At 70.0% G+C, this 15051-nt stretch carries 13 protein-coding genes; 7 read left to right on the plus strand and 6 right to left on the minus strand.

Annotation, left to right across the window (positions count from 1 at the left end; genetic code table 11):
* Positions 1–4: 4 nt before the first annotated feature.
* Positions 5–424 (minus strand): hypothetical protein, encoded by a 420-nt coding sequence (locus EL493_RS13735; protein WP_019046190.1) that lies wholly within the window; start codon positions 422–424, stop codon positions 5–7.
* 179 nt (positions 425–603) lie between these two features.
* Here EL493_RS13735 and ctaE point away from each other — a divergent pair, with 179 nt between their 5' ends.
* The 4 genes from ctaE to qcrB are packed head-to-tail and all read left to right on the plus strand — an operon-like array spanning position 604 to position 4892.
* Complete coding sequence (ctaE, locus tag EL493_RS13740) at positions 604–1215, plus strand: aa3-type cytochrome oxidase subunit III (protein WP_030204029.1); 612 nt, start codon at positions 604–606, stop codon at positions 1213–1215.
* Between the two features lie 55 nt (positions 1216–1270).
* Positions 1271–2134 carry a cytochrome bc1 complex diheme cytochrome c subunit gene (gene qcrC, locus EL493_RS13745; RefSeq protein WP_022566008.1) on the plus strand — a complete coding sequence of 288 codons (864 nt, stop codon included), beginning with the start codon at positions 1271–1273 and terminating at the stop codon, positions 2132–2134.
* Entirely contained in the window at positions 2131–3270 is a 1140-nt protein-coding gene (gene qcrA / locus EL493_RS13750; protein ID WP_022566007.1) for a cytochrome bc1 complex Rieske iron-sulfur subunit, read from the plus strand. Before qcrC ends, qcrA begins: the two co-directional genes overlap by 4 nt.
* Positions 3267–4892: a cytochrome bc1 complex cytochrome b subunit gene (gene qcrB / locus EL493_RS13755; RefSeq protein ID WP_019046194.1), complete on the plus strand. Its 1626-nt coding sequence runs from the start codon at positions 3267–3269 to the stop codon at positions 4890–4892. Before qcrA ends, qcrB begins: the two co-directional genes overlap by 4 nt.
* 69 nt (positions 4893–4961) lie before the next feature.
* Here qcrB and EL493_RS13760 read toward each other — a convergent pair whose 3' ends face one another.
* The gene (locus EL493_RS13760) at positions 4962–5459 is read right to left on the minus strand and encodes a polyadenylate-specific 3'-exoribonuclease AS (RefSeq protein ID WP_030204031.1); all 498 of its coding nucleotides are present in this window, start codon (positions 5457–5459) and stop codon (positions 4962–4964) included.
* A gap of 170 nt (positions 5460–5629) precedes the next feature.
* On the opposite strand from EL493_RS13760, the gene EL493_RS13765 reads away from it, so the two are divergent.
* Positions 5630–7015, plus strand: a complete 1386-nt coding sequence (locus tag EL493_RS13765; protein WP_019046196.1) for a class II 3-deoxy-7-phosphoheptulonate synthase — start codon at positions 5630–5632, stop codon at positions 7013–7015.
* Positions 7016–7105: 90 nt separating this feature from the next.
* Here EL493_RS13765 and pknB read toward each other — a convergent pair whose 3' ends face one another.
* Positions 7106–9049, minus strand: coding sequence for a Stk1 family PASTA domain-containing Ser/Thr kinase (gene pknB / locus EL493_RS13770; protein ID WP_019046197.1), 1944 nt, complete (start codon positions 9047–9049; stop codon positions 7106–7108).
* 161 nt (positions 9050–9210) lie between these two features.
* Between pknB and EL493_RS13775 the strand changes: the two genes are divergently transcribed.
* Positions 9211–9579, plus strand: coding sequence for an Rv2175c family DNA-binding protein (locus tag EL493_RS13775; RefSeq protein WP_030204034.1), 369 nt, complete (start codon positions 9211–9213; stop codon positions 9577–9579).
* A 53-nt stretch (positions 9580–9632) separates the two neighbouring features.
* On the opposite strand, the gene EL493_RS13780 is transcribed toward EL493_RS13775, so the two are convergent.
* Entirely contained in the window at positions 9633–11831 is a 2199-nt protein-coding gene (locus EL493_RS13780; RefSeq protein WP_019046199.1) for a heavy metal translocating P-type ATPase, read from the minus strand.
* A gap of 90 nt (positions 11832–11921) precedes the next feature.
* Between EL493_RS13780 and EL493_RS13785 the strand changes: the two genes are divergently transcribed.
* Positions 11922–12281 carry an ArsR/SmtB family transcription factor gene (locus EL493_RS13785; protein ID WP_030204036.1) on the plus strand — a complete coding sequence of 120 codons (360 nt, stop codon included), beginning with the start codon at positions 11922–11924 and terminating at the stop codon, positions 12279–12281.
* Positions 12282–12290: 9 nt separating this feature from the next.
* Here EL493_RS13785 and EL493_RS13790 read toward each other — a convergent pair whose 3' ends face one another.
* Together EL493_RS13790 and EL493_RS13795 are read right to left on the minus strand one after the other, a co-directional pair.
* The gene (locus EL493_RS13790; protein ID WP_019046201.1) at positions 12291–13316 is read right to left on the minus strand and encodes a phytoene/squalene synthase family protein; all 1026 of its coding nucleotides are present in this window, start codon (positions 13314–13316) and stop codon (positions 12291–12293) included.
* Positions 13313–14935 (minus strand): alpha-(1->6)-mannopyranosyltransferase A, encoded by a 1623-nt coding sequence (locus tag EL493_RS13795; RefSeq protein ID WP_030204041.1) that lies wholly within the window; start codon positions 14933–14935, stop codon positions 13313–13315. Before EL493_RS13795 ends, EL493_RS13790 begins: the two co-directional genes overlap by 4 nt.
* Positions 14936–15051 lie beyond the last annotated feature (116 nt).

Consider the following 15051-nt stretch of genomic DNA (forward strand, 5'->3'; position numbering starts at 1 on the left):
GAGTTTACGGCGCGGGACGCGGCGGCTGCAGCGCGTCCCAGCCGTCGGCCACGCCGTCGTGGCGCTGCGCCAGCCCGGCCATCCGGGACCGTTCCTGGGAACAGGAGAGCGGATCGAGCCGCTGCACCCGCTGCAGGATCAGCGGCACCAGCTCGCCCTCGGTGGCGTCGACCGGCTCGGCCCGCTGGTAGCCGTCGTATCCGGCGATCTCGCAGGCCGCGTCGAGCTGGGCCGCGGGCAGGCGCAGATGGTGGCGCAGCACGGCGTCGGCGTCGCGGTCGAGCGCGCTCGCCCGGTCCAGCGCCGTGGAACAGGCCTCGGCGTCGTCGAAGCTCGCCGCCACCACGACCAGATCGTCGCGAGCCGGGTCGAGCGACTCGCCCGCACCGCCGAACCACCGACGCCACATCCGCACCACGACCATCGCCGCCTCCTCGTCTCAGGTTATCCACATCTGACGCTGCCACAATCGGTTGTCACGTGATCGTCGCCAACACGCCGACGGCGGGTCAGGACCCCCTCTGTGCGTGGGTTTTCCGACTCTCGCGACAAACTTTCGTACCCGGGTACAGCTGTCGTACTACGAAGAGTCATACTTACCCCGTGACGACCGCAGTAGGCACCCCAGGATCGGCCATTACTCAGCGTGTGCATTCGCTGAACCGGCCCAACATGGTCAGCGTCGGAACCATCATCTGGCTGTCGAGCGAGCTGATGTTCTTCGCCGGCCTCTTCGCCATGTACTTCGTTGCGCGCGCGCAGGCGCACGGCAACTGGCCCCCGGAGCCGACCGAGCTGAACCTCGGCCTCGCTGTTCCGGTGACGGCCGTGCTGGTCGCATCGTCGTTCACGTGCCAGATGGGTGTGTTCGCCGCGGAGAAGGGCGACGTGTTCGGCCTCCGTCGCTGGTACATGATCACCCTGCTGATGGGCGCGTTCTTCGTCGCCGGCCAGGGCTACGAGTACTACCACCTCGTGCACGAGGGCACCTCGATCGCGGGCAGCTCGTACGGCTCGGTCTTCTACATCACGACGGGCTTCCACGGCCTGCACGTGATCGGCGGTCTGATTGCGTTCGTGTTCCTGCTGATCCGCACCACGCTGAGCAAGTTCACGCCCGCGCAGGCCACCGCGGCCATCGTGGTGTCGTACTACTGGCACTTCGTCGACATCGTCTGGATCGGGCTGTTCGCCACGATCTACTTCGTCCGCTAGGCGCGGGCGCACAGCATTTGCACAAGTCGGTTCCGTCTACTCCAAAGGGACACAGATGAGTTCATCTCCCCCGTCGGCCCCAGAGCCCGCTGGCCCCGGCACCGGTCAGGCCGCCAAGACGCGTAAGCAGCGTCGCGCCCGCCGTCGTATCGCGGGTGCGCTCGCGCTGATGGTCGGTCTGGTCGGAGCCGGCTTCCTGGCCACGGCGCTCACTCCCGAGCCGCAGGTCGCCACCGCGCACGAGGACCAGTCCGCGCTCATCCGCGAGGGCAAGCAGCTCTACGAGACCTCCTGCATCACCTGCCACGGTGCCAACCTGCAGGGTGTCGAGGACCGTGGTCCCAGCCTCATCGGCGTCGGCGAGGCCGCCGTCTACTTCCAGGTGTCCTCCGGCCGCATGCCGATGGCGCGCAACGAGGCCCAGGCCATGCGCAAGCCCGAGAAGTTCGACGCGCATCAGACCGACGCGCTCGGCGCGTTCGTCGCCGCCAACGGCGGTGGCCCCTCGGTGATCCGCGACGCGAACGGTGAGATCGCGCAGGAATCGCTGCGTGGCGACGACATCGCCCGTGGTTCGGAGCTGTTCCGCATGAACTGCGCCTCCTGCCACAACTTCACCGCCCGCGGTGGCGCGCTGTCCGGCGGCAAGTTCGCCCCGCCGCTGGCCGAGGCCAACGAGCAGCAGATCTACGACGCCATGCTCACCGGCCCGCAGAACATGCCGAAGTTCTCCGACCGGCAGCTGACGCCGGAGGAGAAGCGCGACATCGTCGCCTACGTCAAGAACGCCGCGGAAGAGAAGTCGCCCGGCGGCTGGGACCTCGGCGGTTTCGGCCCGGCGACCGAAGGTCTGGCGATCTGGGTTATCGGCATCACCGCCGTGGTGGGTGCCGCGATGTGGATCGGATCTCGCACATGAGTGGACAGGAGCACAACGACATGGGTCGGGAACCGACCGAAGCCGAACTGGACGCGATGACGCGTGACGAGCTGGTCGAGCTCGGTACCGCGCGCGACGGCGTCGATGTCGCGTACCGCGGCGAGCGCTGGCCGGTGCCCGGCACCCGCGCGGAGAAGCGCGCCGAGCGCGCGGTCACCTTCTGGTTCGCCATCTCGGGTCTGGCCGCCGCCGCGCTGATCGGTGTCTTCCTGTTCTGGCCGTGGGAATGGAAGGGCAACGGCGACGAGGGCCACGCGGCCTACTCGCTGTTCACCCCGCTGGTCGGTCTGACCTTCGGTATCGCGGTGCTGGTCATCGGTATCGCGGTCGTGCTGATCCGCAAGCGGTTCATCCCCGCCGAGATCTCGATCCAGCAGCGCCACGACGGCCCGTCCGACGAGGTCGAGCGCCGCACCCTGGCGGCCGAGCTGCAGGACGCGCTCGACACCTCCACCCTGGGTCGCCGCAAGATGATGCTCGGTACCGCGGGCGCCGGTGTCGGCGTGCTCGGTATCGGCGCGCTGCTGGTGTTCGTCGGCGGCATGGTGAAGAACCCGTGGGCCAAGGGCGACAAGTCGCCGCTGTGGGTCTCGGGCTGGACCCCGGACTTCCCGGGCGAGACCATCTACATCCGCCGCGACACCGGTCGCCCGCAGGATGTCGTGCTGGTGCGTCCGGAGGACCTGGACGCCGGCGCCATGGAGACCGTGTTCCCGTGGAAGGAGAAGTGGCGCGGCGACGAGCACGCCACCCTGCAGTCGCTGCGTGGCATCCGCAACGCGGTCATGCTGATCCGCCTGCGGACCGCGGACGCCGAGAAGGCCATCAAGCGCAAGGGCCAGGAGAGCTTCAACTACGGCGACTACTTCGCCTACTCGAAGATCTGCACCCACCTCGGCTGCCCCACCTCGCTGTTCGAGCAGCAGACCAACCGCATCCTGTGCCCCTGCCACCAGTCGCAGTTCTCGGCGACCGAGTGGGGTAAGCCGGTCTTCGGTCCGGCCGCCCGCGCGCTGCCGCAGCTGCCGATCACCGTCAACTCCGAGGGCTTCCTGGTCGCCAACGGCGACTTCATCGAGCCGCTCGGCCCGGCCTTCTGGGAGCGTCGTTCATGAGCACTCTGGTGGCGAACCAAGCCAACGAGATGGACGAGCGGTATCGCGCCGCCGCGTTCATGAAGCGGTCGATCAACAAGGTCTTCCCGACCCACTGGTCGTTCCTGCTCGGTGAGATCGCGCTGTACGCGTTCATCATCCTGCTGCTGTCGGGTATCTACCTGACGCTGTACTTCGACCCGTCGATGGCGCACGTCACCTACGACGGCGCCTACCAGCCGCTGCGCGGCGTCGGCATGTCGCGGGCCTACGAGACCGCGCTCAACATCTCCTTCGAGGTGCGCGGCGGTCTGTTCGTCCGGCAGATCCACCACTGGGCGGCCCTGCTGTTCGCGGCGTCGATCATCATCCACCTGTTCCGCATCTTCTTCACCGGCGCGTTCCGCAAGCCGCGTGAGGCGAACTGGGTGATCGGCTCGCTGCTGCTGATCCTGGCGATGTTCGAGGGCTTCTTCGGCTACTCGCTGCCCGACGACCTGCTCTCGGGTACCGGTCTGCGGGCCGCGTTCTCGGGTATCACCATCGGTGTCCCGGTCGTGGGTACCTGGCTGCACTGGCTGATGTTCGGCGGCGACTTCCCCGGCGACATCATCATCCCGCGCCTCTACATCGCGCACGTGCTGCTGCTGCCGGGCATCATCCTGGCGCTGATCGGCGCGCACGTCGCGCTGGTCTGGTACCAGAAGCACACCCAGTTCCCCGGCCCCGGCCGGACCGAGAACAACGTGGTCGGCGCGCGCATCGTGCCGGTGTTCGCCGCGGACCAGGGCGCGTTCTTCGCGTTCACCCTCGGCATCGTCGGCATCATGGGCGGCATCCTGCAGATCAACCCGATCTGGAACCTGGGCCCGTACAACCCGTCGCAGGTCTCGGCGGGTTCGCAGCCCGACTTCTACATGATGTGGACCGACGGTATGGCGCGTCTGATGCCGCCGTGGGAGCTCTACCTGGGTCGCTACACGATCCCGGCGGTGTTCTGGGTCGCCCTCGTCATGGGTCTGGTGTTCACGCTGCTGATCGCCTACCCGTGGATCGAGAAGCGCCTCACCGGCGACACCACCGCGCACCACAACCTGCTGCAGCGTCCGCGCGACGTGCCGGTGCGTACCGCCATCGGCGCCATGGCCATCGCGTTCTACGTGGTGCTCACGCTGTCGTGTGTCAACGACATCATCGCGCTGAAGTTCGACATCTCGCTGAACGCGACCACCTGGATCGGTCGTATCGGCGTGCTGCTGCTGCCGCCGCTGGCCTACTTCGTGGCCTACCGGTTCTGCATCGGCCTGCAGCGCAGTGACCGCGCGGTGCTCGAGCACGGCATCGAGACCGGTGTCATCAAGCGTCTGCCGCACGGCGAGTACATCGAGGTGCACCAGCCGCTGGGTCCGGTCGACGGCCACGGCCACGCGGTCCCGCTGGAATACCAGGGCGCCCCGGTGCCCAAGAAGATGAACAAGCTGGGTTCGGCGGGCAAGCCGGGTACCGGCAGCTTCCTGCGGCCCGACCCGACCGCCGAGTCGGACGCCTACTTCGCCAACGAGCACGCCGAGGAGCACAAGATGCTCACCGCGCTCGCGGAAGAGCAGGCGCGCGCCCACGGCGACGAGCCGCACGGTCACTGATCGTGTAGCCCGCACACCACGAAGGCCCCGAGTCCAGGTGACTCGGGGCCTTCGGCGTGTCCGGGGAACCTACAGGCGGGGTGCGCGGCGGTAGGTCTCGATGGCCTCGAACTTGGCCAGGTTGTGCCGGGCGTCGGCCAGCGCGTCGTGCGCGTCGCCGGGGATCGGCGGCAGTTCGGGGCTGCCGTGTGCGGCCCAGTGTTGGCGCAGCTCGTTGGTGTAGCGCGGCATGCCCTTGGGCAGCGCGGTCATGTCACCCCACAGCTGGCACAGCGCCACATGGTCGTAGGCCGAGACCCAGGCCCACAGCTCCGGCTGCACACCGGGCCGGGGCAGGAAGAACTTGAACAGGTCGTCGCGGATCTGGGTCCGCGTGCGCCACAGCGACGACCCGGCCGGCGGCAACTTGGGCAGCACATGCCTGCGGACCCACGGCCCCGCGCGCTCCGCGTCGAATTCGGTGGACACCGCGTAGTACTCGCGGCCGTCCTCGCAGACCACGCCGATCGAGATCAGATCGATCGTCGTCCCGTCCTCGATGAATTCCGAGTCGTAGAAATATCGCAGGGAGATCGCCTCTTCGTGCCGGTGGGCGGCCGCGTCCGCCCCGGGCGGACGACGCGGTCCGTGACCCACGATGGGTCGACGAAACCCTATGCCGCCGGTCCGGGCGCGTTGCGCAGGGGTAGCCGGTACGCCGGATTCCGCCCGAGCCCTCGGGTCCGTATTCTGATCTGGTGACCTGGACCGTCGACGTACCCATTGACCGCCTGCCGGAATTGCCGCCGCTGCCCGCCGAGCTGCGCAACCGGCTCGACGCCGCCCTCGCGCGGCCCGCGCTGCAGCAGCCGTCCTGGGACGCCGACGAGGCGGCGACCATGCGCACGGTGCTCGAGAGCGTGCCGCCGATCTGCCTGCCCGCCGAGGTGGAGGAGCTCAAATCGCAGCTCGCCGCCGTCGCGCGCGGTGAGGCGTTCCTCATGCAGGGCGGTGACTGCGCGGAGACCTTCGCCGACAACACCGAGCCGCACATCCGTGGCAACATCCGCACACTGCTCCAGATGGCCGTGGTGCTCACCTACGGCGCGAGCCTGCCGGTGGTGAAGGTGGCGCGGATCGCGGGCCAGTACGCCAAGCCGCGCTCCTCCGACGTCGACTCGCTCGGTCTGAAGTCCTACCGCGGCGACATGGTGAACTCGCTGGTAGCCGACGAGGCGGTGCGCCGCCACGACCCGTCGCGCCTGGTCCGCGCCTACGCCAACGCCAGCGCCGCGATGAACCTGGTGCGCGCGCTGACCACCGCCGGCATGGCCGACCTGCACAAGGTGCACGACTGGAACCGCGACTTCGTCGCACAGTCGCCCGCGGGCGCCCGCTACGAGGCGCTGGCCGAGGAGATCGACCGCGGCCTGCGGTTCATGACCGCCTGTCAGGTCAACGACCCGAGCCTGAAGTCGGCCCGCATCTACGCCTCGCACGAGGCCCTGGTGCTCGACTACGAGCGCGCCATGCTGCGGCTGAGCGAGAGCGAGACCGGCGAGCCGCTGCTCTACGACCTGTCCGCGCACTTCCTGTGGATCGGCGAGCGCACCCGTCAGCTCGACGGCGCCCACATCGCGCTGGCCGAGCTGCTGGCCAACCCGATCGGCCTCAAGATCGGCCCCACCACCACGCCCGATCAGGCCGTGGAATACGTGGAGCGGCTGGACCCGAACAACGAGCCCGGCCGGCTCACCCTGGTCGCCCGGATGGGCAACGGCAAGGTGCGCGAGGTGCTGCCGCCGATCATCGAGAAGGTCCAGGCCACCGGCCACCAGGTGATCTGGCAGTGCGACCCCATGCACGGCAACACCCACGAGTCGTCCACCGGCTTCAAGACCCGCCACTTCGACCGCATCGTCGACGAGGTGCAGGGCTTCTTCGAGGTGCACCACGCGCTGGGCACCCACCCCGGCGGCCTGCACATCGAGCTGACCGGCGAGAACGTCACCGAGTGCCTGGGCGGCGCGCAGGACATCTCCGACCTCGACCTCGAGGACCGCTACGAGACGGCCTGCGACCCGCGCCTGAACACCCAGCAGTCCCTCGAACTGTCCTTCCTGGTCGCCGAGATGCTGCGCTGAAGTCCGGGACGAGCCCGGGCGTGGTCAGCGATGATGACCGCGTCCGGGCTTTTCCTTGTCTTTGTCGTCCTTGTCCGGGGCCTGATCTCTTCAAGGCAGGGCGGTGAGCGTCACGACGCTGCCCGCCTCCACGTTCGAGTTGAAGCCGGGCACCTGGCCGATGACCAGGGAGCTGTCGGAGTCGGTGATGGACTTGACCTCCACCCGCAGGCCCAGTTGCTGCAGCTTGGCGCGGGCGTTGCCGACGGTCTGACCCATCACGTTGGGCACCTTCACCGCGTTCGACACGATCAGCGTCACGCTGTCGCCCGACTGCAGGGTGGTGCCGACGGCGGGGTCGGTGCCGATCGCCTTGTCGCCCTCGACGCTCTTGTCGTACTGCACGCGGGTGTCGCGGACCGTCAGGCCCGCCGTGGCCAGCGCCTGCGCGGCCTCCTCGGCGGACTTGCCGCGCACATCCGGCACGTTGACCGGCTGCGACCCCTTGCTGCGATACACCTTGACCTGCGCGCCCATCGGCAGGATCGTGCCCGGCGCCGGGTCCACCTTGGCCAGGGTGCCCTTCGGCGCGGTGCTGGGCGCCTCGCCGCTGTCGATCGGCTGGAGCCCGGCGTCGCGGATGGCCTGGTTGGTGGCGCTGATCTGGTCGCCCGGCTTGATGTCGGGCACCCGGGGCTTGCCGTTGGAGATCAGCACCGCGACCGTGGAGCCCTTGGTGACCCGCGAGCCGGCCGACGGATCGGTGCCGACCACGCCGCCCACCGGAATCGTGTCCGAGGCCTTGTTGCGCAGCACGGTCTCGAACCCGGCCTCCTGCAGCACCGCCACGGCGCGCTCGGAGTCCATGCCCGCGATCGGCGGCACCGCGGTGTAGCGGCCGACGCCGAGCCACCAGCCGCCGATGCCGACCAGCAGGGTCAGCGCGGTGACGATGCTCGCCCACACCAGCCCGGTGCGGCGCGAGGTGTTCTCGTTCGGCGCGAACGGGTTGTGCGCCGCGTGGGCCGAGGCGTACTCGTCGGGCCGCGGCCGCGGGGCGGTGACGACCCGGGTGTGCTGGGGCTGATGATCCGGCGGCGCGGCCTGATGCACGGCGACCGGGTGCGGGGCCACCGGCGGCGGGGTCATCGGGCGCTCGCCGGGATGGTGCGCGGCGCCGGTGCGGTAGCTCTCGCTGAGGTGTTCGGCCGAATCCCGCGGCGCCGGAACACGATACGGCGGCAGGTTCAGTTCCATCGCGATGGTCTGCAGGCGTGCCGCCATCTCGTTGGCGTCGGCGAAACGCTGCTGCGGGTCGCGGGCGGTGGCCTTGGCCACGAGCGCGTCCAGTTCCGGCGGCACCCCGCCGATGAGCGTGCTCGGCGCCGGCACGTCGTTCTCCACCCGCTGGTAGGCCACCGACAGCGAGTTGTCGCCGGTGAACGGCACCTGGCCGGTGAGCAGTTCGAAGATCAGGATGCCGAAGGAGTACACGTCGCTGCGGGCGTCGGCGGTGCCGGTGGTGACCTGTTCCGGCGACAGGTAGGCGGCGGTGCCCAGGATCACGCTGGCCGAGGTGGTGTTGGCCGCGGCGACGGCGCGGACCAGGCCGAAGTCGGCGATCTTCACCTCGCCCGCGTCGGAGATGAGCACGTTCTCCGGTTTGACGTCGCGGTGCACCAGCCCGGCGTCGTGAGCGGTGCCGATGGCGCGCAGCACCGGCTCGGCGACGGCGCGCACGGCGTGCGGCGGCATCGGGCCGCGCTCGCGCAGCAGTTCGCGCAGCGTGCCGCCCTCCACCAATTCCATGATCAGGAACGGGTACTCGCCGTCGATACCCTGGTCGTACACCGCGACCAGGGACGGATGCTTGAGCTTGGCCACCGCGCGCGCCTCGAACTCGAAGCGGGTGAGGAACTGGGGATCACCGGCGAACTTGGGATCCATCACCTTGATCGCGACCGGCCGATCCAGCCGGGTGTCGGTCCCCCGGAACACCATCGACATTCCGCCGCGGGCGATCGGCGCATCGATCCGATAGCGCCCTTCCAGCATCTGGCCGATCAAGTGATGTCCTCCGGCTTTCACGAACTTCGCACCCCTCGCCACACTGCGACAAGCGACCAGGCCACCGTGTGCGGCCACCACGATCGTAGCCGGGCCCAGACGGCATGCCAGCCGATGCGTACCAGCTCGCACGTACTACGGTTGTGCGGGTGAGTGCCTTCCCCTGCAGCGACGATGTGCTGCCCGACACCGAAACCCTCGTCTCGCTTCCCGAGGCCGCCGAGATACTCGGTATTCCGGTCACCGCAGTGCACCAGCTGCTGCGTGACCACCAGCTCCTCGCCATCCGCCGCAACGGTGTCGCAGGCATTCCGTCCCGCTTCTTCGACGACAACGACGAGATCGTCCGGATGCTGCCCGGCCTCATCACCGTGATGCGCGACGGCAAGTACAGCGACGAGGACATCCTGCGCTGGATCTACACCCCCGACGACTCGCTGCCCGGCCGTCCCGTCGACGCGCTGCACGGTCCCCTGGCCCGCGAGGTCGTCCGCCGCGCCGCCGCCGAACCCTTCTGAGCCCCGCGCCCTGCCCGTCGCCGACGAGCTGCCGGTGACGGGCAGGGCCGCGCTCAGTCGCCCGTCTTCGCCGCGACGGCGGTGCCTGTCGCCTCCGTCTGCGCGCGCCGCCAGGCGGACGAGCGCAGCAGCCGCAGGCCGTTGAGGCCGACGATGACGGTCGAACCCTCGTGGCCGAGGACGCCCAGCGGCAGCGGCAGGTGGCCGACCAGGTCCCACACGACCAGGACGGCGATGAAACCGGCCGCGACGGCGAGGTCGGCCAGCACCACCCGGCGGGCCCGGCGCGACAGCGCGATGACGGCCGGGACGGCGGTCAGGTCGTCGCGGACGACGATGGCGTCGGCGGTCTGCATCGTGAGATCCGAACCGGCGCCGCCCATGGCGATACCCACGTGCGCGGCGGCCAGCGCGGGCGCGTCGTTGATGCCGTCACCCACCATGGTCACCCGTGACCCGTCGGCCTCCAGCGCGCGCACCGCCGCGACCTTGTCGTGTGGCAGCAGCCCGGCCCGTACCTCGGTGATGCCGAGCTCGCGTGCGAGCCGATCCGCGGTGGCCTGATTGTCACCGGTCAGCAGAACCGGTGTGCCGCCGGTGGATTCGGTCAGCGCGGCCACCGCGTCCGCCGCTTCCGGTCGTACCTGATCGGTGAACCCCAGCACCGCGATCGCTTCGCCGTCCCGCAGCACGACCACCGCGGTACGCCCACGTGCTTGCAGGTCCGCGATCACCTTCCCCGCTCGCGTCGCGGGCGGAGAGTCCAGGCTCGATGCGCGGTCGGCGGGTCGGGCCGGCGCGTGCCCTTCCGGCGCTTCGGTGGAGGGTGCGGCGGCGAAGCGGGTAGGCGGCGGGACCTTCGCGATGGCAGGCGGCTGATCGCCGGTGCTGTGTATCGCGGAACCGGACCGGCGAGCGTCTGCCTCGGTGCAGTCTCGGCCTGGTACCGCCGCGCTGCTGGTCCGGCGCTCGGCGAGGACAGCGGGCGAGCCGACTCGCACCAGACTGCCGTCGATACGGCCCGAGACGCCCCGGCCGGGCTGGGCGGCGAAGTCGGTGACGTCGGGGATCGCGAGACCGCGCTGACGGCAGGCGCGCACCGTGGCCGCGGCCAGCGGGTGCTCGCTCGGAAGCTCGACCGCGGCGGCCAGGCGCAGGACGTGATCGCCGGAGATGTCGGCCAGGGGGTGGATCTCCACCAGTTCGGGCAGGCCCCGGGTGAGGGTGCCGGTCTTGTCGAAGGCCACCCGGGTGGTGGTCCCCAGCTGTTCCATCACCACCGCCGACTTGACCAGCACGCCGTGGCGCCCCGCGGTGGCGATCGCGGCCAGCAGGGGCGGCATGGTCGCCAAGACCACCGCGCACGGTGAGGCCACGATCATGAACGTCATCGCGCGCAGCAGCGAATCCCGCAGCGTCGCACCGAGAATCAGTGGCACGGTGAACACCGCGAGGGTGGCGACGACCATGCCGATCGAATAGCGCTGTTCGATCTTCTCGATGAACAGCTGGGTCTTGGCCTTGGTCCGGCCCGCCTCCTCGACCAGTGCCGCGATGCGTGCGACGACCGAGTCCTCGGCCCTGCGCTCCACGCGGACACGCAGCGCGCCGGTGCCGTTGAGGGTGCCGGCGAACACCTCGTCGCCCGGGGCCTTGTCGACCGGCAGCGGTTCGCCGGTGATGGTGGCCTGGTCGACCTCGCTCGCCCCGTCGACGACCTGCCCGTCGGCCGCGATCCGGTCGCCCGGGCGCACCAGGATCACGTCGCCGACGGCGAGATCGGCGGCGGCGACGGTCTGTTCGCCGTCGGCGGTGAGCAGGGTGGCGGTGTCGGGGGCCAGGGTGAGCAGGCCGCGCACCGAGTCCTCGGTGCGGGCGGTCGCCAGCGCCTCGAGCGCGCCCGAGGTGGCGAAGATGACGATGAGCAGCGCCCCGTCCACGACCTGGCCGATCGCCGCCGCCCCGATCGCGGCCGCCACCATCAGCAGATCCACGTCGAGGGTCTTGTCCCGCAGGGCCTTCAGCCCCTCGAGCCCCGGCTCCCAGCCGCCGGTGGCGTAACAGGCCAGCAGCAGCGACCACCACAGCCACGCCGGGGCGCCGGTGAACTTCGCGACCAGTCCGAGGGCGAACAGCGCGGTCGCCGCAGCGGCCCAGCGCATCTCGGGAATCGCGAACAGCCGGGTCCGCGCCGGCGGCACGCGGGTGGCCGGGTCGGCCGGGCGGATGAGCGTGGTGGTGGACGAGACCACAGGGCACCTCCGAAGCGGGGAACGAGGACCCGAGAATAACAGATCATATGAAGAGGTTTTCATGTATGACGGGTCAGCTACACTCCGGCCATGGGACACGGTGTGGAAGGCGACCGGCCTGCGACCCGGCTCGACGCCGCGGCCGCTGCACACGTGGCGACGACATTGCAGGCCTTGGCGACGCCGAGCCGGCTACTGATCCTGTCCGAGCTCCGGCAGGGCCCGCGTCCGGTGACCGAGCTCGCCGACGCGGTCGGGATGGAACAGTCCGCGGTCTCCCATCAGCTGCGGTTGCTGCGCAATCTGGGACTGGTGACCGGTACCAGGGCCGGGCGCAACATCGTCTACAGCCTCTACGACCAGCACGTCGCCCAGCTGCTGGACGAGGCGGTCTATCACAGCGAGCACCTGCGTCTCGGCCTGGTCGAACGGCCCGAGATCGTGGGCTGAGCCCCGCCTTCAGCGCCGGACGGTGGCCAATCCCTTGGCGGCGACCAGGATTCGACGGCGGTTGGGCACGGTGGCCCGGCGGTCGAACACCTGGTACTCCGCCGCCTCGATGCGGTCGAGGATCTCGGCGTAGAGCGCGGCCGCGGTGCGGATGGCCGGACGGACCCGGGGCTCGAGCAGATCGATGCCGGGCTCGGCGCGGCGGTAGATGTCGCGGTTGACGGCGATCAGATGGGCCAGCGCGCGCCGCAGCGACTGATCGGTGCGACCGGTGGCCCTGCAGGCGCGCAGGTGATCTTCGTCGACGCCGAAGGCGGCCAGCTCCTCGGCCGGCAGGTAGATCCGGTCGCGGTCGAGATCCTCGGCGACATCGCGCAGGAAGTTCGTCAGCTGGAACGCCTCGCCCAGCGCCGCCGCGGGGGGCTCGGCCTCGGCCACCGGGACGACCGTGCCGAGCACCGGGAGCAGTTGCAGACCGATGGCGGCCGCGGAACCGCGCATGTACTCGCGGAGTTCGGTCATGGTCGCGTAGCGGGTGCGGTGACCGGCGGTACCGGGCACGTCCATACGCATGGCGTCGAGGAACGTCCAGAAATGCCGGTGCGCGATGTCGTAGCGGCGGATGGTGTCCGCGGCGGCGGTGAGGATCTGGGCGCGGCGCGGGTCGGCGGTATCGATGTCGCGGTGCTCGAGCGCGCGGCGCAGCTGCCGCTCGGCCAGATCGAGCTGCTGGGCGGGGCTGATCGCGGCGGGGTCGCCCGGCGTCGGCGGGCGGGCGCCGTCGCGCGGATCGAGTACGTGCGCCGGATCGTCGGCACAGTCGACGATGTCGTCCACCATGCGCGCGAAGGCGTACAGCGCGTGCACGGCACGGCGGCGCGGTGGCGTGAGCAGGGTGGTCGCCAGGTAGTAGGTGCGGCCGTGCTCGGCGGCGATCCGGCGGCAGGTCGCGTACGCCGCGTCGGCCACGGCGGTGTCACCGCCTCCGGTGCCGCCGGGAGGCGGTGCGAGGGTGCTGCGGGACTGCTCGCTCATGCCCGCAGGGTGGGCGCCGGTTCCCTGCTGACGGGCTGCGAACTGGCCGAGCGCAGGTGCAGCGGGTCGACGACCCGCAGCGACACCGCGGCCACGACGGCGGCGAAGGTGGCCAGCGCGACGTGCCAGAAGTTGTACAGCCCGATCGAGCCGTCGGGCTGGAACACCAGCATCAGCCAGGTGCAGATGCCGACCAGCCATTGCAACGTCGACGTCGACAGCGCGAAACCGGCGGCCAGGGCCAGCGGCCACGAGTAGTACCAGGGCAGCGCGGCGGGGGAGAGCAGCACGATCGCGACGAACGCGATCAGGATCCCCATCACGGCCTCGCGCTCGCTGTGCCGGAATCGCCACCAGGTCCACACCAGCACCGCGACCAGCGCGGCCGCGCACAGCGTGCGGGTCACCCCGATCACCGACTCCATCCGTAGCGGGGTCACCCAGGTGATCATGTGCGCCAGGACCGTCGGCAGCGAGAGCCAGTTGATGATCTTCTTCGAGCCCGACAGGGCGGTCACCCAGCCGAAGCCGACGCCGGCGATGGCCGAGGCCGCCACGAACACCAGCGCGAACACGCTCACGCCCAGACCGGCGATCTTGGCGAACATGAACAGCGGATGCGGCATGTCGGCGCTGGCCCTGGCCGCGTCGGGATGCCGCTGGTCCTCCGTCGGCGCCGCGTCCGGATGCTCGGCGGCCCGCTGCGCCGCCCGGCGTTCCTTCTCGTGCAGCATCCAGATCCACACCAGGAACGGCAGTGCCACGCCCGCGGTCGCCTTGATCGCGACGCCGATGGCCACCACGACGATGCCCGCCACGTGATGACGCTCCAGCACCAGCGCGATACCGGCGCACATGAGCCCGACCATCAGCATCTCGTTGTGCACGCCACCGATGAGGTGGATGAGCACCAGCGGGTTGAGCACCGCCAGCCACAGCGCCACGGTCGGCTTGCCGCCCAGGTGCTTGGTCAGGTACGGCACCGCCCACATCATCAGCGCCAGGCCGGGCAGCATGACGAACCGCAGGGCGATGGTGCCCGCGATGACGTTGTCGCCGGTGATGAGCGTGATGGCGCGGCCCATGAGCAGGAACACCGGGCCGTAGGGCGCGGTGGTCGTGGTCCAGACCGGGCTCACATTGTCCAGCAGCACACCGGGATTGGCGACGGGACCCACCTGGTAGGGGTCGAAACCGTCACGCAGCAGCGCGCCCTGGGCGAGATAGGAGTAGGCGTCGCGGCTGAACATCGGCGCCGCGAACAGCAGCGGGGTGATCCAGATGCCGACGATCGCGCGCAGCTCGTTGGGCGTGACCCCGGCGCCGCGGGTGCCGATGGTGGTGCGGCCCAACCGGACCCACGCGGTGATCATCATCAGCACACCGGCCCAGATGAGGATCGTGGACAGCGCGTAGCCGTGGCCGAACCGCAGCCACGACAGGTGTAGCGCCTCGAGCAGTGGGTCGCGCTTGCGCACCGCGCCCGCGCCGAAACCGCCGAAGGTGATCATCGCCGCGCCGAAGAAGCCCATCATGGCCGCGTGGCCTTCGGGGCTGCGGGCGAAATCGCCCGCGGTGCGTAGCCAGGTCCGGACGCCGGGATCGATCCCGGTGGGCATGTGGCGCTGCGGTTCGAGGGTGCGCGTGGTGTCCATGGGGCCTACGGTCGTCTCGGGGGGCGGCATATTCGGTTCGTCCCCCCGGATGGTCGGCGGTCGCAACCGCGAGCTGATGG

Origin of the sequence: Nocardia asteroides (assembly GCF_900637185.1) — a bacterium.
GTDB classification, from domain to species: Bacteria; Actinomycetota; Actinomycetes; order Mycobacteriales; family Mycobacteriaceae; genus Nocardia; species Nocardia asteroides.